The sequence below is a fragment of the Agrobacterium sp. D14 genome, assembly GCF_001526505.1.
Lineage (GTDB): Bacteria > Pseudomonadota > Alphaproteobacteria > Rhizobiales > Rhizobiaceae > Agrobacterium > Agrobacterium leguminum.
The window spans coordinates 61,331-82,488 of the sequence record NZ_ASXX01000042.1; the positions used below are offsets into that span (position 1 = coordinate 61,331).

The window sequence follows — 21,158 nt, forward strand, 5'->3', positions numbered from 1 at the left end:
GGATATGCACCAGTCATTCGATGTCGTTGTTATTGGCGGTGGCCACGCGGGCAGCGAAGCCGCGGCCGCTGCTGCAAGGCATGGTGCAAAAACCGCCCTTGTTACCCATAAGCGAGAGACGATTGGCGTCATGTCCTGCAATCCCGCCATCGGCGGTCTGGGAAAGGGACACCTCGTTCGTGAGATCGATGCGCTGGATGGTTTGATGGGTCGGGTTGCCGATGCAGCGGGCATCCAATTCCGCATGCTCAATCGCAAAAAGGGACCGGCCGTCCGTGGTCCGCGCACTCAAGCCGACCGACGGCTCTACCGCGAAGCCATGCAGCGTGAGATCGATGCGATTGAAAATCTGACGATTATTGAAGGCGATGCTTTCGATATTGAGATGGACGATGATCGCGTCGCAGCCGTTATCATGAAGAACGGTAGCCGGATTCCTTGTGGCGCGGTCGTGCTGACGAGTGGCACCTTCCTGCGCGGTCTCATTCATATCGGTTCCGAAAAGATTCCGGCCGGACGCGTGGGAGAAATGCCGTCTGTTGGCCTCTCGGACACACTTTCACGGCTGGGTCTTGTTATGGGTCGCCTGAAAACCGGCACCCCTGCCCGACTGGATGGACGCACGATTGACTGGAATGCGGTGGATCGGCAGGCTGCCGATGAGGATCCTGTCCCCTTTTCCTTCATGACGGATCGTATTCTCAATCCGCAAATAGAATGTGGCGTAACTCGCACCACTCCGGCTGGCCACAAGATCATTCAGGAGAATATTCATCTGTCGGCGATGTATTCAGGACAGATCGAAGGGGTCGGTCCGCGTTATTGCCCGTCGATTGAGGATAAAATTACCCGTTTCGGTGAACGGGACGGTCATCAGATATTCCTCGAGCCGGAAGGTCTCGACGATCACACCATTTACCCAAACGGCATATCGACCTCCCTTCCCGCTTCCGTTCAGGAACAATTTATCCGAACGATACCGGGCCTCGAACAAGTGACGATCCTGCAGCCGGGTTATGCGATCGAATATGACTATGTCGATCCGCGCGAGCTGAAGCCGTCGTTGGAATGCCGCAAGATTCCGGGATTGTTTCTGGCCGGCCAGATTAATGGCACGACGGGTTATGAAGAAGCGGGCGCTCAGGGTCTCGTTGCTGGATTGAATGCCTCGCTTTATGCGGGCAATGCCGATCCGGTCTATTTTAGCCGAACAGAGTCTTATATCGGCGTCATGATTGATGACCTGACGTCTAAGGGTGTCAGCGAGCCCTACCGCATGTTCACGTCCAGAGCGGAGTATCGCCTTTCTCTGCGCGTGGACAATGCCGATTTGCGGCTTACGCCAGTCGGCCAGATGGCTGGCATTGTCGGCCGCGCGCGGCAGGAACGCTTCGTAAATTTCATTTCCGATCTGGATCGCGGTCGAGAGCTGATGAAGGCGATTTCCATCAGCCCATCCCAGGCGGCGAAGCAGGGGTTGAAACTTAATCAGGACGGTCAACGCCGATCCGTTTATGAATTGCTGGCCTATCCGGATATGACTCTCGAAGTCCTTACCGAACATTGGCCGGAATTGGGCGCCCTTGACGGGAAAGTTGCCGAGGTCTTGCAGATCGAGGCGAGTTATGCGGTCTATATGCAGAGGCAAAGCGCTGATATCGTCGATATCAAGCGGGACGAAGACAGAAAAATTCCCGATGACTTTGATTTTAAGAGTCTGTCCGGCCTTTCCAACGAGCTTAAACAAAAGCTGGAAAAAGCCCGTCCTGAGAATATTGCCCAGGCCGCTCGTGTTGACGGCATGACGCCGGCTGCGATATCGCTGCTGCTCGCACTTCTGCGGAAGGATTCCGCAACGCGAAGTGAAAAATTACGCATGCACCAATAGCGAGTCGGATTATGAAGATAAACGGCCAGAGTGTTTCACGTGAAACACAGGAAAGGCTCGAACATTTTGTCGAGCTTTTTAAGAAGTGGAACAGAACCACAAATCTGGTAGCGCCGTCCACTCTCGCCGAGCTCTGGAACCGGCATGTGGCCGACAGTGCGCAAATATTCCAGCTCTTCCCTCAGCCAAAAAAGTGGATTGATCTTGGAAGCGGTGGCGGATTCCCCGGTGTCGTCACCGCGATTTTTCTAGCGGAGCTTGGCGATGGTTGGGTTGATCTGGTCGAAAGCAACAATAAAAAGGCGGCATTCTTGCGAATTGCACTGAAGGAAACCGGTGCAAGAGGTGCAGTCCACCCCGTCAGGATCGAGACAGCACCAGAAATCATCAAAAATTGCGACGCTGTTTCAGCGCGCGCACTCGCCGAACTGGATATGCTTTTCGATTATATCCATCCTTGGGCGCAGAATAATCCGAATCTCAAGGCCTATTTTAATAAAGGCCGGGATTATGATTCTGAAGTGCAGAAAGCACATGGTCGCTGGGAGTTTGATCTGGTAAAACATCAGAGTGCCATTGAGGCAGATTCTGTTGTTCTTGAAATCAGCAACCTCGCTTTGAGGCGCTGATGAGCTGGCCAGGTGCGGCATGACTTTGGAAAAAAACCGGATTATCGCAGTTGCAAACCAGAAAGGTGGGGTTGGTAAAACAACAACCGCCATCAATCTGGCTACCGCGCTGGCGGCTATTGGTGAGCGCGTGCTGATCGTGGATCTGGACCCGCAGGGTAATGCGAGTACCGGGCTTGGAATCGACCGTAAAGAGCGCAAGCTTTCGTCCTATGATCTTCTGGTAGGAGATCATGGGGTAGCGGAAGTTGCTGTTCCCACCGCCGTTCCAAATCTCGACATCGTACCTTCCACGATGGATTTGCTCGGTTTCGAAATGCAGGTCGCGAATGTTTCCAACCGCGTTTTCCTGCTGCGTGCGGTCATGGAGACACAGGAAGCCAGAGGCTATTCCTATATTCTCGTCGACTGCCCTCCTTCTTTCAATCTTTTGACCATGAATGCCATGACGGCCGCACATTCCGTGCTCGTGCCGCTGCAATGCGAGTTCTTTGCACTGGAGGGCCTTAGCCAGTTGCTGGATACGGTCAGTCAGATTCGTGGATCGGTGAACCCGCAGCTCGATATACAGGGCATCGTTCTTACGATGTTCGATGCGCGAAATAATCTTGCACAGCAGGTTGTTTCCGACGTGCGCACGCATCTGGGCGAAAAGGTTTACCACACGCTCATTCCACGCAATGTGCGTGTTTCCGAAGCGCCGTCCTATGGTAAACCGGCAATTCTCTATGATCTGAAATGTGCCGGCAGCCAGGCCTATCTGCAACTGGCGTCCGAAGTGATTCAGAGAGAGCGTCTGCGCAAAGCCGCCTGACGTTTGCCGGAATGTATGGAGTAATATCTTATGAGTGATGATCTTTCCAAGCGTCGGCTGGGGCGCGGTCTTGCCGCATTGATCGGAGAAATGGACCAGCCTGTGCCGGTGGGTGAGCCCCAGCGCGCTGTTAACGCCGATCGTACCATCCCCATCGAATTCATCGCTCGCAGCCAGAGAAACCCGCGGCGTCATTTCGATGAGAATGAGCTGCAGGATCTTGCCGCCTCCATTCGTCAGCATGGAATTGTTCAGCCTGTAGTTGTAAGAACGGTTGGAGTCAACCGATACGAGATTATTGCGGGTGAAAGACGCTGGCGTGCGGCGCAGCTGGCGGGCTTTACCGATGTTCCCGTCATCGTTCGCGATGTGGATGACCGCACGGCGCTGGAACTGGCAATTGTCGAAAACGTACAGCGTTCCGACCTCAATCCGCTTGAAGAAGCGATGGGGTATGAGCAGCTGATCGCCGAACACGGCTATACGCAGAATGATCTCGGCGAAATCATCGGCAAAAGCCGAAGCCACGTTGCCAACAGCCTGCGGCTTTTGAAGCTTCCCGATCCGGTACGGGATATGCTGGCGGATGGTTCGCTCTCCGCAGGTCATGCCCGCGCGCTTGTTTCCACTTCCGATCCGGCGACGCTCGCGAAAACAATCGTATCCAAGGGACTTTCGGTCCGTGATGCCGAGCGCCTGGCGCAGAACGATATCAAATCGCAGGGCGATGTCGCGGAGAAGCGACCTGCGGCGGAAAAGGATTCCGATACGATCGCGCTCGAACGCAGCCTGTCCGATGCTCTCGGGCTGGATGTGAAGATCAGCCACAAGGGCGGATCGGGGCAAATCCGTATTGGTATCGGACACTGGAACAGCTTGAAGCGGTATGCCGGCTTCTGGAGCAGAAATAAGTAACTATTTGTTTTAAAATATAAAATACCCGCCAAAGGCGGGTATTTTTATTTATGGCGCTCAAAAATCGATGGCCCGGCCTTTTATTTCGTAGTCGCCGAAACGCACGGGTTCCGCGCCGCCGCGGCCGCCGGTTTCCGGCGGCAGCTGGAGATCGGCCTGTTGCTTGCGCCGTTCTTCCGCTTCTTTCAACGCTCGCTGCGCCGCCGGCGAAAGTCGCTTTACACTTTCCGCGCCACTGTCTGTGGCGTTGTCATTATCCGCATTCTGCATGAAATCCTCCCTATGACGGGATATTGAAATACGTTTGCCGCTTACCAGATTATATAATCCGAGGGGCTTTATAAACCCCGGAATATTCCCGGTGAGTGACAAGGAGAGTTTAACGGATGAACATGATGCGCACGGCAATGCTTCTGGCCTTCATGACCGCATTGTTCATGGGTGTCGGTTTTCTGATCGGCGGCAAGGGCGGTATGATGATCGCCCTGGTCATCGCAGCCGGTATGAATATTTTTTCCTACTGGAACTCTGACAAGATGGTTCTCTCCGCCTATCATGCGCGGGAGGTCGACGAGGCGAATGCGCCCGAATTTTTTCACATGATCCGCGACCTGTCGCAGAATGCCGGTCTGCCGATGCCGAAGGTCTATATTTACGATAGCCCGCAACCCAATGCCTTCGCGACCGGGCGGAATCCGCAGAACGCCGCTGTTGCCGCTTCGACAGGCCTGCTGGAGCGTCTGACGCCCGAGGAAGTGGCCGGTGTCATGGCGCATGAGCTTGCGCATGTGCAGAACCGGGATACTTTGACCATGACAATCACCGCCACGCTGGCGGGCGCCATCTCGATGCTCGGCAATTTTGCCTTCTTCTTTGGCGGCAACCGGGAGAACAACAATAACCCGCTCGGCTTTATCGGCGTGCTGGTCGCGATGATCGTGGCGCCACTGGCAGCGATGCTGGTGCAGATGGCGATCAGTCGTACGCGGGAATACTCCGCCGACCGGCGCGGCGCGGAAATCTGCGGCAACCCGCTCTGGCTTGCTTCCGCCTTGCAGAAGATTTCGGGCATGGCGCAGCGCATTCACAATGACGATGCCGAGCGTAACCCGGCAACGGCGCATATGTTCATCATCAATCCGCTTTCCGGTGAGCGCATGGACAATCTCTTCTCCACGCATCCGAATACGGAAAACCGCGTGGCGGCGCTGCACGCCATGGCGCAGGAGTTTTCCCCGCGAGGATCGACGCCGCCGCCATCGGGTGATAGACCTCTGCGCAAATCAGGCTCCGTTCCCAAAACAGGCTGGGGACGAGGCAATGAAAACGAGCGCAAGGGGCCGTGGTCTTGACATCCGATATTCAGAATAAGCCGGCGCGGTCCAGAAAACCGAGACCGGCCAATGGGAGGGGCCGTGAAGACGGCCCTTCGTCTTTCCAGGACAAGCCGGGTCTCGCCGCGCGCATTGCCGCCACCCGCATTCTGGCGGCCGTTCTGGAAAAGAAGACCTCGCTGGATGGAATGCTCGATAGCGAAAACGGCAATCCCGTCTATCGAGCCCTGTCGCTTGCGGACCGGGCGCTGGTGAGAGCCATCGTCAACAGCGCGCTTCGCCACCTCCCGCGGATTGAAACGGCATTGTCGATGCTGCTGGATGGGCCGCTGCCGCAGGGCGCGCGTTCGCTGCATCACGTTCTTGTCGTCGGTGCGGCGCAGATGCTTTACCTCGATGTGCCGGATCATTCCGCTGTCGATCTTGCGGTGGAACAAGCTCACCGCGATCCGCGCAACAGGCGTTTCGTCAAACTGGTGAACGCCGTTCTCCGACGGCTCGGTCGTGAAAAAGCGGATATCGAGAAGGCAGTCGCCGGCGTTCCGGTATTGCCGGACTGGTTCCATGCGCGGCTTGTTTCCGCTTACGGCAATGAGGTTGCACAAAGGATTTCGGAGGCGCAGCTGACACCCTCCTCAATTGATCTGACGATCAAGGCTGATCCTGCTCTCTGGGCGGAAAAACTGGGCGGTACGCTCATGCCGAATGGCAGCGTGCGTCTGGGTGAATTCGAGGGGCAAATCCCATCGCTCGAAGGCTTCGCCGAGGGTGCGTGGTGGGTGCAAGATCTCGCCGCCAGCATGCCGGTTCGGCTTATGGGCGACATAGCGGGCAAACGTGTCGCAGATCTCTGTGCTGCTCCGGGCGGCAAGACCGCGCAGCTTGCACTGGCGGGCGCCAATGTGACGGCGCTGGATCAGTCCGGCAACCGTCTTCGTCGCCTCAGGGAAAATCTCGACCGGCTTGGCCTCCGTGCCGAAACGGTGGAAGCCAATATGCTGAAGTACCAGCCGGAACAGCTCTTTGACGCGGTCCTCCTCGATGCGCCCTGTTCTTCCACCGGGACACTTCGCAAACATCCCGATGTCTGCTGGACCAAGGATGAGAACGATATTGCCAAACTCGCTGCCCTCCAGGGCCAGATGCTGCGGCATGCGCTGACCCTTGTTGGCCCGGGCGGTCTCGTGGTCTTCTCCAATTGCTCGCTCGATCCTTCCGAAGGAGAAGCGATGATTGCCGAGGTTCTGGCAGAAAATCCCGGCGTGGAACGTGTTGCCGTCCGCCGCGAGGATTGGCCCGGAATGGAAGCGGCCATCAGCTTAAATGGTGATCTTCGCACGACACCGGACATGTTCGGCGGCGTCGATGGGTTTTTTAGCAGTGTCTTGCGTAAGAAGTAGAAAAAAGCCAAGCTTTCGCGAATCATTAGATATTTATCGAAAACGTTCCGGTCGTCGCGGTTCACTGATAAAAACAAAACATGTGAAACGGGAAACACAGCTTGTTAGGGTCCTTTGCAGGCAGCATGAATGCCGCCGGTCTTCTGTCGCGGATGGCGTATCGTCATCTGTGTGTCGGCCTCACCCCTTTGCGCCTGCATATGTTGCGATTTGCCACTCGTGCGCCAGACGGTCTGGTGGCGGCGCCGACCGATCTCAGAGCCATCGATCCCTATTTCGCCGAGGAACTGTTGCGGGGCCGCATCGCGCTGGCCGGGCGTGTCGTCGAAACCGGCGGAGCTTCGCCATTCCAGGTGGAATATCCATCGGCGGTCTTTGAAGAACGGCTGCATGCATTCAGTTGGCTACGGCATATTCGCTCCGATAAATCGAGCGAGGCCTGCAAACGAGCGCGCCGCATCGTTGCGGAATGGATGGTGCTTCATGGCAAACGGCTTGCAGGCACTGCCTGGTCGCCGGAAATCGCCGCACAAAGGCTGATTGCCTGGCTTTCGCACTCTCCCGTCGTTTTATACGAGGCCGATGCCGGTTTTTATCGCCGGTTCCTGAAAAGCCTCGCCTTTCATGTGCGTTATCTCGAAAGAATCGTCAGACACGCGCCCGATGGCGAAGCGCGGCTGAGGATCAGGATTGCATTGGCCATGGCTTCCATCGCCATGCCAACGCGCCTTTCGCGGATCACGCGGAATGGAATGAAGCTGGCTCAGGAAATGGAACGTCAGATTCTACCCGATGGCGGGCATGTTTCCCGCAATCCACGCGTCATGCTGGACCTGCTGCTCGATCTCCTGCCGCTTCGGCAAAGTTATATCAATCTCGGCCATGATCTGCCGCCCGGCCTGGTGCCGGCCATAGACCGCATGTTCCCGGCGATCCGGTTCTTCCGGCATCAGGGTGGCGATCTCGCGCTGTTCAACGGCGCCACGGCAACGCTCGCCAATGAGCTTGTTTCCGTGCTGCGTTATGACGAAACGGCCGGCCGGCCCTCCAAGGTCCTGCCGGACGTGAACTACCATCGGCTTGCGACGGACGATACGGTCATCATCGTGGATACGGGCTATCCCGGCTCGGCGGAGCTTTCACGCAATGCCCATTCGGGTTGCCTGTCTTTCGAAATGTCTTGCGGCAAGAACCGCTTCATCGTCAATTCGGGCTTTCCGCGCAACGCCGCGCCGGAATATCAGCGGGCCAGCCGTTCCACGGCGGCGCATTCCACCGTCACGCTTGCGGATACATCTTCCTGCAGACTTTCGCGCTCGCGGCTGCTTGGTCCGATCATGGTGTCAGGCGTCAGCCACGTCGACAGCCGGCGTGGAACGGATGCAAACGGCAATGACGTTCTCTGGGCGTCTCATGACGGTTATTTGCAGAATTTCGGCTGCTACCATGAGCGGGAGATAGAATTGAATGCGGCCGGCACCAAGATAAAGGGTCGGGATCTGCTTCGGGCCGATGCGAGTGCGGTGAAAACGCAATTGCAGTCGGTCACGGCGGTTTCACGTTTCCATATTCATCCCCACATTCAGATACACCAGCGGGATGAGGAGTCGGTCTATCTGGAGGCAGCGGATGGAACCGTCTGGCTGTTTTCCGCACCCGGACTGGAGCTTTTCGTCACCGAGGATGTCTTCATGGCCGATGCATCCGGTATGCGCCCGTCGCAGCAGATCGAACTCCCCTTCAATCTCGCAAATACGCGGGAAATCCGCTGGCTCATCGAACGTCAGGCCTAGACAATTTCCGGCGATGCCGGTCAAAAACCACCATAGTTTTCACCGTTCGGCATCCCCGCTGTTTATTAATCCGGTAAGCTGTGTTAACGCGGCGGCAATTGCTGGATCAATCTCATTCCAGCCTGTCCTCCCCGTTAAACGGAGTATGCCTGATGGCCGTCGTGTCCAAGAAAATCCCCGCCCCCGATAAGGTCAAAATCCGCACGGCGCTTCTTTCCGTGTCCGACAAAACTGATATTATCGAGCTGGCGACGGTTCTGTCGAAGCTTGGCGTCAAGCTTCTGTCGACCGGTGGAACGGCGAAAGCCATTGCCGAAGCAGGCCTGCCTGTGACGGATGTCTCCGACGTAACGAATTTTCCCGAGATCATGGACGGCCGCGTCAAGACGCTGCATCCGAATGTCCATGGCGGGCTCCTTGCCATCCGGGACGATGCGGAGCATGTCGAGGCGATGAAGGCGCACGGTATCGAGGCGATCGATCTTTCGGTCATCAATCTCTATCCCTTCGAGGAAGTTCGCGCCAAGGGCGGCGATTATCCGACGACGGTGGAAAACATCGATATTGGCGGCCCGGCGATGATCCGCGCTTCCGCCAAGAACCATGCGTATGTCACTGTTGTTACCGATCCGTCTGACTATCCCGATCTGGTTGAGGCCCTGCAGGCCGATGACGGCCAGACATCCTATGCGCTGCGCCAGCGTTTTGCCGCCAAGGCCTATGCCCGCACCGCCGCCTATGATGCGGTGATTTCCAACTGGTTTGCCGAGGCGCTTGCGATCGAAACGCCGGATTACCGCGCCATCGGCGGCGCGCTGAAAGAAAAGATGCGGTATGGCGAAAATCCGCACCAGAGCGCTGGTTTTTACCTCACCGGCGAAAAGCGTCCTGGCGTCGCAACCGCGACGCTGCTTCAGGGCAAGCAGCTTTCCTATAACAACATCAATGACACCGATGCAGCTTACGAGCTCGTGGCGGAATTCCTGCCGGAAAATGCGCCGGCAGTCGCTATCATCAAGCATGCCAATCCCTGCGGCGTGGCGACGGGTCCGACACTTGCCGAAGCTTACCGGCGGGCGCTGGCATGCGATTCCGTTTCCGCTTTTGGCGGCGTGATTGCCCTGAACCGCACGCTCGATGCGGAAACGGCAGAAGAGATCGTCAAGCTCTTCACTGAAGTCATCATCGCGCCTGATGTCACCGAAGAAGCCAAGTCCATCATCGCTCGCAAGCCGAACCTGCGCCTTCTGGCCGCTGGCGGCCTGCCTGATCCGCGCGCGGCCGGTATTACCGCGAAGACCGTCTCGGGCGGCCTGCTGGTGCAGAGCCGCGACAACGGCATGGTCGAGGATCTGGACCTCAAGGTCGTCACCAAGCGTGCGCCGACGTCGCAGGAACTTGAAGACATGAAGTTTGCCTTCAAGATCGCCAAGCATGTGAAGTCCAATGCTGTCATTTACGCCAAGGACGGGCAGACGGCTGGCATCGGTGCCGGCCAGATGAGCCGTGTGGATTCGGCCCGTATCGCTGCCCAGAAGGCGGAAGATGCCGCCAAGGCTCTTGGCCTTGCCGAACCGTTGACGCGCGGCTCCGCTGTCGCTTCGGAAGCATTTTATCCCTTTGCCGACGGCTTGCTCGCCGCGATTGCCGCAGGCGCCACCGCTGTCATCCAGCCGGGCGGCTCGATGCGCGATCAGGAAGTGATCGACGCCGCGAACGAGCATAATGTGGCAATGGTCTTTACCGGCATGCGCCACTTCCGCCACTAAGCGCGGAACAACCAGGAATAACGAAGGCCCGGAAATCACTTTCCGGGCCTTTTGTTTCACGTGGGACAGTCTTGGTGCCGCAGGTTCAGGTCACGGCCCCAACCTGCCACGGTACAAATTCATTGTCGCCGTAGTCGTAGATTTCGCTGACGGTCTTTTCGCCGGAGGCTACCGCCAGAATATGCTCGAAAATTCGTTTGCCGGATTCTTCGATAGTTTCAGCGCCGGTGACGATCTCGCCGCAATTGATATCCATGTCTTCCTTCATGTGTTCATACATTTCGGAATTGGTGGCGATCTTGATGCAGGGTGACGGCTTAAAGCCCGAAACCGAGCCGCGGCCGGTGGTGAAACAGATGACGTTGCAGCCGCCGGCGACCTGTCCGGTGACGGCAACGGGGTCATAGCCGGGCGTATCCATGAAGACGAAACCCTGTTCCGTCACGGTTTCGGCGAATTCATAAACCGCCTTCAGCGGCATGGAGCCGCCCTTGGCGACCGCGCCCAGCGATTTTTCCAGAATGGTGGTCAGGCCGCCAAGCTTGTTGCCGTGGGATGGGTTGTTATTGAGTTCGTCGCCATTACGGGCGGTATAATCACGCCACCAGTCGATGCGCTGTAGCAGCTTCTCGGCGACGGCAGGGGTGACGGCGCGCTTCGTCAGGAGGTGTTCAGCGCCGTAAATCTCCGGCGTCTCCGAGAGGACCGTGGTTCCACCGTTGCGGACGATGAGGTCGGAGGCATAACCCAGAGCCGGGTTGGCGGAAATGCCGGAATAACCATCCGAACCGCCGCATTCCAGCGCCACCTTCAGCTTGGAAAGTGGTTGCTCCGTGCGGCGAGCGGCATTGACCATCGGCAGCATGGCCCTGATCTCGGCAATCGCCGCATCGATCGTCTTGCGGGTGCCGCCATGCTGCTGGATCGTCATGGTGCGTAGCCGCTCACCCTCTTCCATTTTGTAATGTTCGAGAATGGGCGCGATCTGGTTGGTCTCGCAACCGAGGCCGATCAGCAGAATGCCGCCGAAATTCGGATGGCGGGCATAGCCCTGAATAGTGCGGATCAGCAGGCGGTAACCTTCCGATTTCGTATTCAGCGCACAGCCGCCGCCATGGGTCAGCGCCACGACGCCATCGACATTGTCGAAACCATCAAGACCACGCTGCTTGTTGAAATAATCCGCGATGTAACGCGAAACCGTGGCGGAACAGTTCACCGAAGCGATGACGCCGATATAGTTTCGTGTTCCGACGCCACCGAGGCCGCGGTCATAACCCTTGAACGTCCGGCGTTCGGCTTCCGGCACCATGCCCTTTTCTTCGATATCGACGCTGAACTGATGCGCGTGTTCGGAAGGCACCATGGCAAGATTGTGCAGGTGCACGTGTCGGCCGGGCTCGATATCCTGGGTGGCGATACCGATGACCTGTCCGTATTTCAGCACCTCATCGCCCGATTTGATGAATTTGAGGGCCACCTTGTGCCCGCGCCCGATCAGCTCGAGCGCCGCCAGATCGCCCCTGCCTGTCGCGCCGCCGGCCGGAATGGACCGGCGCGCCACCGCGACATTGTCGTTGGCGTTCAGCAAAATGGTTGCCTCGGAATTCTCACTCACGGGTTTTCCTCCTCCCGGTATATTGCCTGCTATGTTTCTAGATCAGTTTTCGACCCAGCGTCTCTTCGAACCTTCCAGATGGGTATGCATGGCGGCCTGCGCCAGCAGCGGGTCTTTCAGTTCAAGCGCCGCCAGAATGGCCTCGTGTTCCTGCAGTGCATGCGTCCAGGTATCGCGGTCCTCGAATTTTACGCGAAGCTGGGCCGAAATGGGGCTGTGGCGCTCATCGAAGAGGTTCGCCACCATTCGCGCCAAAACGCTGTTACCGGATTGCTCGGCGATGGTGACGTGAAACAGCCGATCCTGATCCAGAGGTTTGCGACCGGCCTCTATTTCCCGCTGCATGGTATTGAGTATCTGACGGAGGGTCGCGATTGTCTCATCGGTCATCCGGCTTGTTGCCAGCACGATGGTCGCACCCTCCAGCGCGGCGCGCGCCTGCATCAGTTCGGAGGGGCTGTCACCAAGCGATTTGGTATGGTGGGTCGTCTGCAACGCTTCCGCCGACACATAAACCCCGGAGCCCATGCGAATTTCGACCGTGTTGTCGATTTCAAGCGCAATCAGCGCCTCGCGCAAGGAAGGCCTCGATACACCGAGCTTCTGTGCCAGTTCGCGTTCGGCGGGAAGCCGCGTGCCGGGCAGGAATTCACCCATATCGATGAGTTCGCGTATCTGGTCCGCAATCTGCTGATAAAGCCTGCGCGGTTCCGCTATTTTGGCCTGACCACTCATGTTTTTTTCGACGAGTCCTGTCTGCAATCCGTATTTGGCCTTACCGTAACGCCAAGCGTATCAATACGCAAGGAATTACTTAAATATATGAAATAACGTATTTATTATCAGTTATCGTTTCATGTATTGCTTCTGTTTTGGATATGGCTTCGCAAATTTTGGCCTAATTGGCTTGACCATTCTGAAAAACCGGCCTAACCATTTGGCCTGTTCATGACCCCGGTGGAGCGGGGATACGGGTGGGAGGTTTCCAGATGTCGCAGGGCGCATCGACAATTCGGGGCGATTTTTCGCCTGAACAGATGGCGCATGGACAGCGTGCGGTGCTCCTGCGCCTCGATAACATCAGCAAGGAATTTCCCGGCGTCAAAGCACTGTCGAACGTGCATTTCGATCTGCGCGCCGGCGAGGTGCACGCCGTCTGCGGCGAAAATGGTGCGGGAAAATCGACGCTGATGAAGATCGTCAGCGGCGTCTATCAGCCGAGCGACGGCACCATCCTTCATAAAGGTGTGAAGGTGCAATATGCATCGCCGCTGGAATCCGAAGCCGCCGGCATCGCCATCATCCACCAGGAACTCAACCTCGTTCCGCATCTTTCCGTTGCCGAAAACATCTATCTTGCGCGCGAACCGCGGCGCGGTTTCCTCGTTGACCGTAAGAAGCTGCGCCTCGATGCCAGGCGCTGTCTCGACCGGCTGGGTGTCGATATCGACCCCGACCAGATCGTCCGCGGCCTTTCGGTCGCCCAGTGTCAGATGGTGGAAATCGCTAAGGCGCTTTCTCTTGACGCTGAAGTGCTCATCATGGACGAGCCGACTTCTTCGCTGACCGAGCAGGAGACGCGGCTCCTGTTCAAGGTTATCCGCGATCTCAAGGCATCCGGTGTCGGGATCGTTTATATTTCCCACCGTCTCGATGAAATGGCCGAAATCGTCGACCGTGTGACGGTTCTGCGTGACGGGCGTTATATTTCGACCGACGATTTTGCTTCGATCACCGTTGACGACATCGTCACGCGCATGGTCGGGCGTTCGCTGGAAGACAAATTCCCCGAGCGTACATCGCGCCCCACGGAAGATGTTATTTTTTCCGTCGAGGGCCTGACACGCAGCGGCGTGTTCCACGACGTCGGTTTTTCGCTGCGACGTGGTGAAATCCTCGGTTTTGCCGGGCTGATGGGTGCCGGCCGCACCGAAGTCGCCCGGGCGATCTTCGGTGCCGATCCGCTCGATGCGGGCAGGATCGTTTTCAACGGGCGCGAACTTTCGATCAGCTCGCCGCAGGACGCCATCGAAGAAGGCATCGCCTATCTCTCGGAAGACCGCAAAAGCGATGGCCTCGCCATCAAGATGTCGGTGGCGGCCAATACGACGCTTGCCAATCTCGGCGAGGTTTCCAACCGTTTCGGCCTGATCGATTTCAAGAAGCATGACGATGTGGCAAAGCGCTACGTCGATCTCCTGAATATCCGTACTCCCTCGATCGGGCAGACGGTGCGGCTGCTTTCCGGCGGCAATCAGCAGAAAATCATCATCGGCAAATGGCTGTTCCGGCAATCTCGCGTGCTGTTCTTCGACGAACCGACACGCGGCATCGATGTCGGCGCGAAATTCGCGATCTACAAGATCATGGACGAGCTCGCCGCGCAGGGCATCGGCGTCATTCTCATCAGCTCGGAACTGCCGGAAATTCTTGGGCTGACGGATCGTATCGCCGTTTTCCACCAGGGCCGGATTACGGGTGTGCTCGAAACCGCCAAGACCAATCAGGAAGAAATCATGCGGTATGCGTCCGGTTACGGCCGGACTGCGCAGTGAGGAACGACATGGCCAATATTGCAGAAACCAAGAAGAGCTTCGCAGTCAGCGACCGCCAGAAGGACATTATCCAGAAGTTTGCGGCGCTAGGCAGCCTGTTCGCTCTCGTCGCGGTCTTTTCCGCCACCAGCAGCGCCTTCTTCACCGTCAATAACGGCATGACGATTGCGTTGCAGGTCACGTCCATCGCGCTGCTCGGCATCGGCGCTACCTGTGTCATCATCACCGGCGGCATCGATCTTTCCGTCGGTTCGGTGCTTGCGCTTGCCGGCGTCGTCGCCGCCCTTGCGGTGAAGGAACTCGGCATGCCGGTGCCGGTCGGCATGTTGCTCGGCATTCTGACGGGGTCGCTCTGCGGTCTCATCAACGGTCTTCTGGTCACCCGTTTCAAGCTGCCGCCCTTCATCGCCACCCTCGGCATGATGTTGATCGCCCGTGGCGTGGCGCTGCAGATCACCGGTGCGCGCGCCGTCTCCGGCCTCGGCGAATCTTTCGGCGAACTCGGCAATGGCGCTCTCTTCCGCATCGTCACTATCGGTGACGACGGTTTTCCGAATGTGGTGTTTCCCGGCATCCCCTACCCCGTCATCCTGATGGTGGTGATTGCGCTTGCGGTTTCCTTCATGCTCAACCGCTCGATCCTCGGCCGCCACATTTACGCTGTCGGTTCCAACGCCGAAGCCGCGCGCCTTTCCGGCGTCAATGTCGCCCGCGTCACCAATTTCACCTACATCCTGTCCGGCACGCTCGCCGGGTTGACGGGCTGCGTGCTGATGTCTCGCCTCGTCACCGCCCAGCCGAATGAGGGTGTGATGTATGAGCTGGACGCCATTGCCAGCGCCGTTATCGGCGGCACATCGCTGATCGGCGGCGTCGGCACGATTTCCGGCACGGCCATTGGCGCCTTCGTCATCGGCATCCTGCGCAACGGTCTCAATATGAACGGCGTCTCCGCCTTCACGCAACAGATCATCATCGGCCTCGTCATTCTGGTCACCGTCTGGATCGACCAGTTGCGCAACCGCCGCTGATCAAGGGCCTGCGGACCCTTTCCGCAAAAAAGATCGGCAAGGGGAGGCCCGGTATGCCGACATCACGGAGGAAGAAATGAAGAAAATTGCGACTGCCCTTCTGACATCCGCAATTGCGCTGTGGAGCGTTTCCACGGTGCAGGCCGGCGAAATCGCCGTCATCGTCAAGACCGTCAACTCCACCTTCTGGCAGAACGTCCAGAAGGGTGCTGATGCGGCGATGAAAAATTCTTCCGGCAATACCATGACCTTCCAGGGTCCGGCTGCCGAGTCCGCCATTGCCGATCAGGTCAACATGGTCGAGAACGCCATCAACCGTAAGGTCGCGGGCATTGTTCTGGCACCTTCCGATCCGGACGCGCTGGTGCCTGCCGTCAAGAAGGCCTGGGAAGCCCGTATTCCGGTCGTTCTGATCGACTCGCAGCTCGCAAAGGGCTCCGAGCAATATTACCAGTCGTTCCTGGCGACCGATAACAAGAAAGCCGGCGAACTGGCAGCGCAGGCGCTGATCGACAAGGTGGGCAAGGAAGGCAAGATCGCCGTCATGTCCTATGTCGCTGGTGCCGGTTCTGAAATCGGCCGTGTCGGCGGTTTCACCGATTACATCCAGATGAATTCCAACCTGAAGATCGTCGGCCCGTTCTATTCGCAGTCGCAGATGGCGACCGCGCTGAACCAGACGACCGACGTTCTGGCCGCCAATTCCGATCTCAAGGGCATTTTCGGCGCCAATGAGCCGACGGCAATCGGCGTCGGCCGCGCGCTCGCCCAGAGCGGCAAGGCCGGCAAGGTCGTCGCCATCGGCTTCGACGGCAACCAGGACCTTCAGGGCTTCGTCAAGGATGGCACGCTGGCCGGTATCGTGGTTCAGGGTTCTTATCAGATGGGTGAAAAGGGCGTGGAGACCATTTCCAAGCTCATCGGCAAGGAAAAGGTCGAGAAGTTCGTCGACACCGGTGTCGTTGTTGTCACCAAGGACAATATCGAAAAGCCGGAAGCCAAGAACGTTCTTTATTGATTGCGTGATGACGCGCCGCTTTGCGGCGGCGCGTCTTTCCAAAGACAAGCTGGAAAGTCCCTGCGATGAAAGTCTCCGATACACGTAAATTGCCGCGCCGCGCCGTCGACGTCACCGTCATGGGCCTCGGTTGCGCCCAGATGGGTAATCTCTACCGCGTCACGCCCTATGAAGAGTCCAAGGGTGCATTCGACAAGGCATGGGAAAGCGGCATGCGTTATTTCGATACCGCGCCGTTTTACGGCTATACGCGGTCGGAGCGCCGCCTCGGCACCATGGTGACGGAGCATGACCGGAACGAATATACGCTCAGCACCAAGGTCGGCCGTGTGATGGTACCTGACGAGACCGTCGGTCCGGAGGAGGATGCCTATATAGCGCCCCTGCCGTTCCGCCCGGTCTATGATTATTCCTATGACGGTATCCTGCGTTCCTTCGAAGCAAGCCAGCAACGGCTCGGCGTTCTGAAGCCGGATATTCTTTATGTGCATGATATCGGCTCCTTCACCCATGGCGAAAAGCACCAGCATTATTGGGAGCAGCTGACCACCGGCGGTGGCTTCCGCGCGCTTGGCAAGCTGCGCGAGGAAGGATCGACGGGGGCCGTCGGCCTCGGCGTCAATGAGTGGGAAATCGTCAGCGACGCCATGGATGTCTTCGATATCGACGTCGCGATGCTCGCCGGCCGCTATACGCTGCTGGAGCAGCAGAGCCTTGCTTTCATGAACCGTTGCGCTGAAAGCGGTGTCGCCATCGTTGTCGCGGGCGCGTTCAATTCCGGCATTTTGGCCGGCAACCGCAAATTCAATTATGCCGACGCGCCTGCCGATATTCTCACGCGTGTCGATGCGCTGCAGGGTGTTTGCGAGGAACTCGGCGTATCGCTGCAGGCGGCCGCGCTGCAATTTCCGCTTGCCCATCCGGCGTCGGTCACGGTCGTTTCGGGTGCGCGCAATGCGCAGCAGCTCGCCTCCAATATCGAATGGTTCGAACAGTCTATCCCGGAGGAATTCTGGTCCGAACTGCACAGGCGCGGTCTGATTGCCGAAGGTGCGCCGGTGCCCGGCGGAAAGGCCTGAGGCAATGCTCATCGATGCCCACCAGCATTTCTGGCTGATGAAGGATCGCGCCGGGCAATGGCCGCCGCCGTCGCTCGCCGCCATCTACCGGGATTTTCTCCCCGCCGACCTCTCGCCTTTGCTGGCCGCTGCCGGCGTTTCCGGCACCGTGCTGGTGCAGACGATGGAGACGGCGGCCGACACGGATTTCATGCTGGAACTGTCGGAAAAGACCGATTTCATCAAGGGTGTGGTCGGCTGGGTGGACATGAAATCCGCCGATGCCGCGAGTGAAATCGCCCGTCGGGCAAAACATCCGGCGTTCAAGGGTGTCCGCCCGATGTTGCAGGGCATGGAGGATGTCGCTTGGATCGATGATCCGGCACTCGATCCCGCCGTGGCGGCGTTGGTAAAACATGGTCTGGCGTTCGATGCGCTGGTCCTGCCGCCCAATCTGCCGCATCTCCTCGCCTTTGCCCGCCGCCATCCGCAATTGCCGATCGTCATCGACCATGGTGCGAAGCCGTTGATTGCTACCGGTCACTACAGCGACTGGCGCAAGGATATGGCCGCTCTGGCGGCTCTCCCGAATGTCCACTGCAAACTCTCCGGTTTGCTAACCGAGCGCGGTGAGCAGCGGCCGGAAGCGGTACGGCCTTATGCCGAGACCATTCTGGAGCTCTTTGGCGGCAACCGCGTGATTTTCGGCAGTGATTGGCCGGTGTTGCGGCTGGCGGGCGATTATCAGGCATGGCTGGATTTCTGCCGCGATATCGTGCCGGCAGAGGACCATGCGGCAGTTTTCGGCGGTAACGCCGTTCGTTTTTATTCCCTTTCCCACAGGTGATGCATGCTGGCGATTTTCTGCGAAACCCCAGGTCAACTCGTCTCCAAGGAACTGCCAAAGCCAGCGCGTGGCGAAGGTGAAGTGCTGGTGCGTATTCGCCGCATCGGGGTTTGCGGCACGGACCTGCACATTTTCACCGGCAACCAGCCTTATCTTTCCTATCCGCGTATCATGGGCCATGAGCTTTCCGGCACGGTGGAAGAGGCGCCGCAAGGCAGCCATCTGTCCGCAGGCGATGTGGTCACCGTCATTCCCTATATCTCGTGCGGCAAATGCAGCGCCTGCCTGAAGGGCAAAAGCAATTGCTGCCGCAATATCGGTGTGCTGGGCGTTCATCGTGATGGCGGCATGGTCGAATATCTGAGCGTACCGCAGCAATTCGTGTTGAAGGCGGAGGGGTTGAGCCTCGATCAGGCGGCGATGACCGAATTTCTGGCTATCGGTGCGCATGCGGTGCGCCGTGGCGCAGTCGAGAAGGGGCAGAAGGTTCTGATCGTCGGCGCCGGCCCGATTGGCATGGCAGTTGCGGTTTTCGCGGTTCTCGATGGCGGCGAAGTGACCATGATCGACGGGCGCACCGACCGGCTGGATTTCTGCAGGGAGCATCTCGGGGTCGCACACACGGTGGCACTCGGCGAGGGCGACAGGGATCGCCTCTCCGACATCACCGGCGGCGATTTTTTTGATGCGGTCTTCGATGCGACCGGCAATCCGAAAGCCATGGAGCGCGGCTTTTCCTTTGTCGGCCATGGCGGTTCCTATGTGCTGGTCTCCATCGTCGCCAGCGATATCAGCTTCAACGATCCGGAGTTCCACAAGCGGGAGACGACGCTGCTCGGCAGCCGCAATGCAACGCCTCAGGATTTTGAGCGCGTCCTGCAGGCGCTTCGGGAAGGCAAGGTACCGGAAGCGCTGATTACCCATCGCATGACGCTTGCCGATGTGCCCTCCAGATTCGCCGGCCTGACCGATCCGAAGGCCGGAGTGATCAAGGGCATGGTGGAGGTCGCATGACGCCCGATACGCCCATCCTGCAATTCGGCACCAGCCGCTTTCTTCTGGCGCATGCGGATCTCTTTGTTTCGCAGGCGCTGGATAAGGACGAGGCTCTCGGGCGTATCGCGATTGTCCAGACGACCGGCAATGCGGAGAGCCTGAAGCGTGTTGCGGCGCTGAACAGCGGGGCACCTTACCCCGTGCGTATTCGCGGCATCCGTGATGGGCAGGAAGTGGATGAGGAAATTCAGGGCGGGGCTGTCGCGCGGGCATTGACGGCTGCGACCGACTGGGCCGAAGTGCGCCGCCTTGCCTGCGAGGTCGAGGTCATTCTGTCCAATACGGGCGATCGCGGTTATGAGCTGGATTCGGCGGATAATGCTGGGCTTGCTGGCGATTTCATGATCGTACCGAAAAGCTTTCCGGCGAAACTCTGCATGTTGCTGCTGGAGCGTTTTCAGCGCAATCCGGAAGCACCTGTCTCCATCTTCCCCTGCGAACTCGTGCCGCGCAATGGCGAAAAGCTGAAACAGGTCATTCGCCGGCTTGCCGATGAATGGCAATTGCCGGCGGGTTTTGCCTTTTATCTGAATGAGAAGTGCCGTTTCGCCAATAGTCTGGTGGATCGCATCGTCTCCGAGCCTATCGACCCGGTGGGTGCGGTGGCGGAACCCTATGCGCTATGGGCTATAGAGAAGCAGGACGGGCTTGTCCTTCCCTGCACGCACCCTGCCGTGGTGCTGACCGATGATCTCGATCACTATGAAAAGCTGAAGCTTTTCCTGCTCAATCTCGGCCATTCCTATCTGGCGGAACGCTGGTTGCAGGATGCGCGTGCGAAGGACGAGACGGTGCGTCAGGCAATGGCCGACGATGCTCTCGTTGCGGATCTTGAGACGCTTTGGCGGGACGAGGTTCTGCCGGTCTTTGCCGCTGAAGGCATGGGGGACGATGCGCAGGCCTATATTGGCGTGCTGCGGGAACGTTTGCGCAATCCCTTTCTCGCGCATCGGCTCTCCGATATCGCCGGCAACCACGATGAAAAGAAGCGCCGCCGCTTTGCCCCGGTCATTGCCGCGGCAGAACGGCTGGGTTTGGACCTGCCGCAGTCGAAGCTGCGCTCTGCGCTCGCCACCATAAAGCAATAACGGAGTTTTTCATGCAGCGCATGGGCATGGTCATAGGCGTCAAACCGGAGATGATCGGGGAGTATAAAAGGCTGCATGCGACTGTGTGGCCTGAAATTCTGGCGCTTATCAGCGACTGCAATATCCGCAACTACACGATCTTCCTGCGCGAGCCGGAAAATCTGCTCTTCGGCTATTGGGAATATCACGGCAGCGATATCAGCGCCGACATGGCGAAGATGGCCGCAAGCCCCAAGAACCAGGAATGGTGGTCTTTCACCATTCCCTGCCAGCAACCGCTCGAAAGCCGGAAGGAAGGCGAGTGGTGGGCGATGATGGAAGAAACCTTCCACCACGATTGAACGA

At 58.1% G+C, this 21,158-nt stretch carries 18 protein-coding genes and 1 pseudogene; 16 read left to right on the forward strand and 3 right to left on the reverse strand.

Features of this window, described 5'->3' with window-relative positions:
* The first annotated feature begins 4 nt into the window (after nucleotides 1-4).
* The 4 genes and pseudogenes from mnmG (at nucleotide 5) to L901_RS19740 (ending at nucleotide 4,242) form a co-directional block, all read left to right on the forward strand.
* Nucleotides 5-1,888 (forward strand): tRNA uridine-5-carboxymethylaminomethyl(34) synthesis enzyme MnmG, encoded by a 1,884-nt coding sequence (mnmG, locus tag L901_RS19725; protein WP_059759711.1) that lies wholly within the window; start codon nucleotides 5-7, stop codon nucleotides 1,886-1,888.
* A gap of 11 nt (nucleotides 1,889-1,899) precedes the next feature.
* Entirely contained in the window at nucleotides 1,900-2,517 is a 618-nt protein-coding gene (rsmG, locus tag L901_RS19730) for a 16S rRNA (guanine(527)-N(7))-methyltransferase RsmG (protein WP_059759713.1), read from the forward strand.
* A 19-nt stretch (nucleotides 2,518-2,536) separates the two neighbouring features.
* Nucleotides 2,537-3,331 (forward strand): ParA family protein, encoded by a 795-nt coding sequence (locus tag L901_RS19735; protein ID WP_059759714.1) that lies wholly within the window; start codon nucleotides 2,537-2,539, stop codon nucleotides 3,329-3,331.
* 30 nt (nucleotides 3,332-3,361) lie between these two features.
* Nucleotides 3,362-4,242, forward strand: a pseudogene (locus L901_RS19740) (ParB/RepB/Spo0J family partition protein).
* Between the two features lie 61 nt (nucleotides 4,243-4,303).
* Here the strand turns inward: L901_RS19740 and L901_RS19745 are convergent.
* Complete coding sequence (locus L901_RS19745; RefSeq protein WP_003520210.1) at nucleotides 4,304-4,516, reverse strand: DUF1674 domain-containing protein; 213 nt, start codon at nucleotides 4,514-4,516, stop codon at nucleotides 4,304-4,306.
* Between the two features lie 116 nt (nucleotides 4,517-4,632).
* Here L901_RS19745 and htpX point away from each other — a divergent pair, with 116 nt between their 5' ends.
* The 4 genes from htpX (at nucleotide 4,633) to purH (ending at nucleotide 10,542) form a co-directional block, all read left to right on the forward strand.
* On the forward strand, nucleotides 4,633-5,598 hold the full coding sequence (gene htpX, locus L901_RS19750; protein WP_020809853.1) for a zinc metalloprotease HtpX: 966 nt from the start codon (nucleotides 4,633-4,635) through the stop codon (nucleotides 5,596-5,598).
* Nucleotides 5,595-6,980, forward strand: coding sequence for an RsmB/NOP family class I SAM-dependent RNA methyltransferase (locus L901_RS19755; RefSeq protein WP_059760027.1), 1,386 nt, complete (start codon nucleotides 5,595-5,597; stop codon nucleotides 6,978-6,980). The genes htpX and L901_RS19755 overlap by 4 nt, the downstream gene beginning before the upstream one ends.
* A 125-nt stretch (nucleotides 6,981-7,105) precedes the next feature.
* Nucleotides 7,106-8,773, forward strand: a complete 1,668-nt coding sequence (locus tag L901_RS19760) for a heparinase II/III family protein (RefSeq protein WP_059759716.1) — start codon at nucleotides 7,106-7,108, stop codon at nucleotides 8,771-8,773.
* Between the two features lie 152 nt (nucleotides 8,774-8,925).
* Nucleotides 8,926-10,542, forward strand: coding sequence for a bifunctional phosphoribosylaminoimidazolecarboxamide formyltransferase/IMP cyclohydrolase (purH, locus tag L901_RS19765; protein WP_059759717.1), 1,617 nt, complete (start codon nucleotides 8,926-8,928; stop codon nucleotides 10,540-10,542).
* Nucleotides 10,543-10,627: 85 nt separating this feature from the next.
* Here the strand turns inward: purH and L901_RS19770 are convergent, their stop codons facing one another.
* Nucleotides 10,628-12,160, reverse strand: a complete 1,533-nt coding sequence (locus L901_RS19770; RefSeq protein ID WP_059759719.1) for a UxaA family hydrolase — start codon at nucleotides 12,158-12,160, stop codon at nucleotides 10,628-10,630.
* A gap of 42 nt (nucleotides 12,161-12,202) precedes the next feature.
* Entirely contained in the window at nucleotides 12,203-12,895 is a 693-nt protein-coding gene (locus L901_RS19775) for a FadR/GntR family transcriptional regulator (RefSeq protein ID WP_003520219.1), read from the reverse strand.
* A 254-nt stretch (nucleotides 12,896-13,149) separates the two neighbouring features.
* Between L901_RS19775 and L901_RS19780 the strand changes: the two genes are divergently transcribed.
* From L901_RS19780 to L901_RS19815, 8 genes are all read left to right on the forward strand, one after another.
* The gene (locus tag L901_RS19780; protein ID WP_183044115.1) at nucleotides 13,150-14,715 is read left to right on the forward strand and encodes a sugar ABC transporter ATP-binding protein; all 1,566 of its coding nucleotides are present in this window, start codon (nucleotides 13,150-13,152) and stop codon (nucleotides 14,713-14,715) included.
* Between the two features lie 8 nt (nucleotides 14,716-14,723).
* Nucleotides 14,724-15,746: an ABC transporter permease gene (locus tag L901_RS19785; RefSeq protein WP_003520221.1), complete on the forward strand. Its 1,023-nt coding sequence runs from the start codon at nucleotides 14,724-14,726 to the stop codon at nucleotides 15,744-15,746.
* Nucleotides 15,747-15,822: 76 nt separating this feature from the next.
* Nucleotides 15,823-16,764, forward strand: coding sequence for an ABC transporter substrate-binding protein (locus L901_RS19790; protein ID WP_003520222.1), 942 nt, complete (start codon nucleotides 15,823-15,825; stop codon nucleotides 16,762-16,764).
* 65 nt (nucleotides 16,765-16,829) lie between these two features.
* A complete protein-coding gene (locus L901_RS19795; protein WP_059759722.1) occupies nucleotides 16,830-17,843 on the forward strand; it encodes an aldo/keto reductase in 1,014 nt (337 codons plus the stop codon).
* A gap of 4 nt (nucleotides 17,844-17,847) precedes the next feature.
* A complete protein-coding gene (locus L901_RS19800) occupies nucleotides 17,848-18,669 on the forward strand; it encodes an amidohydrolase (protein ID WP_059759724.1) in 822 nt (273 codons plus the stop codon).
* Nucleotides 18,670-18,672: 3 nt separating this feature from the next.
* Nucleotides 18,673-19,683 carry a zinc-binding alcohol dehydrogenase family protein gene (locus L901_RS19805; RefSeq protein ID WP_059759728.1) on the forward strand — a complete coding sequence of 337 codons (1,011 nt, stop codon included), beginning with the start codon at nucleotides 18,673-18,675 and terminating at the stop codon, nucleotides 19,681-19,683.
* Nucleotides 19,680-20,813: a mannitol dehydrogenase family protein gene (locus tag L901_RS19810; protein WP_059759730.1), complete on the forward strand. Its 1,134-nt coding sequence runs from the start codon at nucleotides 19,680-19,682 to the stop codon at nucleotides 20,811-20,813. Before L901_RS19805 ends, L901_RS19810 begins: the two co-directional genes overlap by 4 nt.
* 11 nt (nucleotides 20,814-20,824) lie before the next feature.
* Nucleotides 20,825-21,154 carry an L-rhamnose mutarotase gene (locus L901_RS19815; RefSeq protein WP_059759732.1) on the forward strand — a complete coding sequence of 110 codons (330 nt, stop codon included), beginning with the start codon at nucleotides 20,825-20,827 and terminating at the stop codon, nucleotides 21,152-21,154.
* Nucleotides 21,155-21,158: the final 4 nt, after the last annotated feature.

Bases quoted from the DNA above. Each gene is read 5' to 3' on its own strand.
- purH (WP_059759717.1), top strand. From the start codon at position 8,926: ATGGCCGTCGTGTCCAAGAAAATCCCCGCCCCCGATAAGGTCAAAATC.
- L901_RS19735 (WP_059759714.1), top strand. From the start codon at position 2,537: ATGACTTTGGAAAAAAACCGGATTATCGCAGTTGCAAACCAGAAAGGT.
- L901_RS19780 (WP_183044115.1), top strand. From the start codon at position 13,150: ATGTCGCAGGGCGCATCGACAATTCGGGGCGATTTTTCGCCTGAACAG.
- L901_RS19805 (WP_059759728.1), top strand. From the start codon at position 18,673: ATGCTGGCGATTTTCTGCGAAACCCCAGGTCAACTCGTCTCCAAGGAA.
- htpX (WP_020809853.1), top strand. From the start codon at position 4,633: ATGAACATGATGCGCACGGCAATGCTTCTGGCCTTCATGACCGCATTG.
- rsmG (WP_059759713.1), top strand. From the start codon at position 1,900: ATGAAGATAAACGGCCAGAGTGTTTCACGTGAAACACAGGAAAGGCTC.
- L901_RS19815 (WP_059759732.1), top strand. From the start codon at position 20,825: ATGCAGCGCATGGGCATGGTCATAGGCGTCAAACCGGAGATGATCGGG.
- L901_RS19775 (WP_003520219.1), bottom strand. From the start codon at position 12,895: ATGAGTGGTCAGGCCAAAATAGCGGAACCGCGCAGGCTTTATCAGCAG.
- L901_RS19745 (WP_003520210.1), bottom strand. From the start codon at position 4,516: ATGCAGAATGCGGATAATGACAACGCCACAGACAGTGGCGCGGAAAGT.
- L901_RS19760 (WP_059759716.1), top strand. From the start codon at position 7,106: ATGAATGCCGCCGGTCTTCTGTCGCGGATGGCGTATCGTCATCTGTGT.
- L901_RS19795 (WP_059759722.1), top strand. From the start codon at position 16,830: ATGAAAGTCTCCGATACACGTAAATTGCCGCGCCGCGCCGTCGACGTC.
- L901_RS19790 (WP_003520222.1), top strand. From the start codon at position 15,823: ATGAAGAAAATTGCGACTGCCCTTCTGACATCCGCAATTGCGCTGTGG.
- L901_RS19810 (WP_059759730.1), top strand. From the start codon at position 19,680: ATGACGCCCGATACGCCCATCCTGCAATTCGGCACCAGCCGCTTTCTT.
- mnmG (WP_059759711.1), top strand. From the start codon at position 5: ATGCACCAGTCATTCGATGTCGTTGTTATTGGCGGTGGCCACGCGGGC.
- L901_RS19785 (WP_003520221.1), top strand. From the start codon at position 14,724: ATGGCCAATATTGCAGAAACCAAGAAGAGCTTCGCAGTCAGCGACCGC.
- L901_RS19800 (WP_059759724.1), top strand. From the start codon at position 17,848: ATGCTCATCGATGCCCACCAGCATTTCTGGCTGATGAAGGATCGCGCC.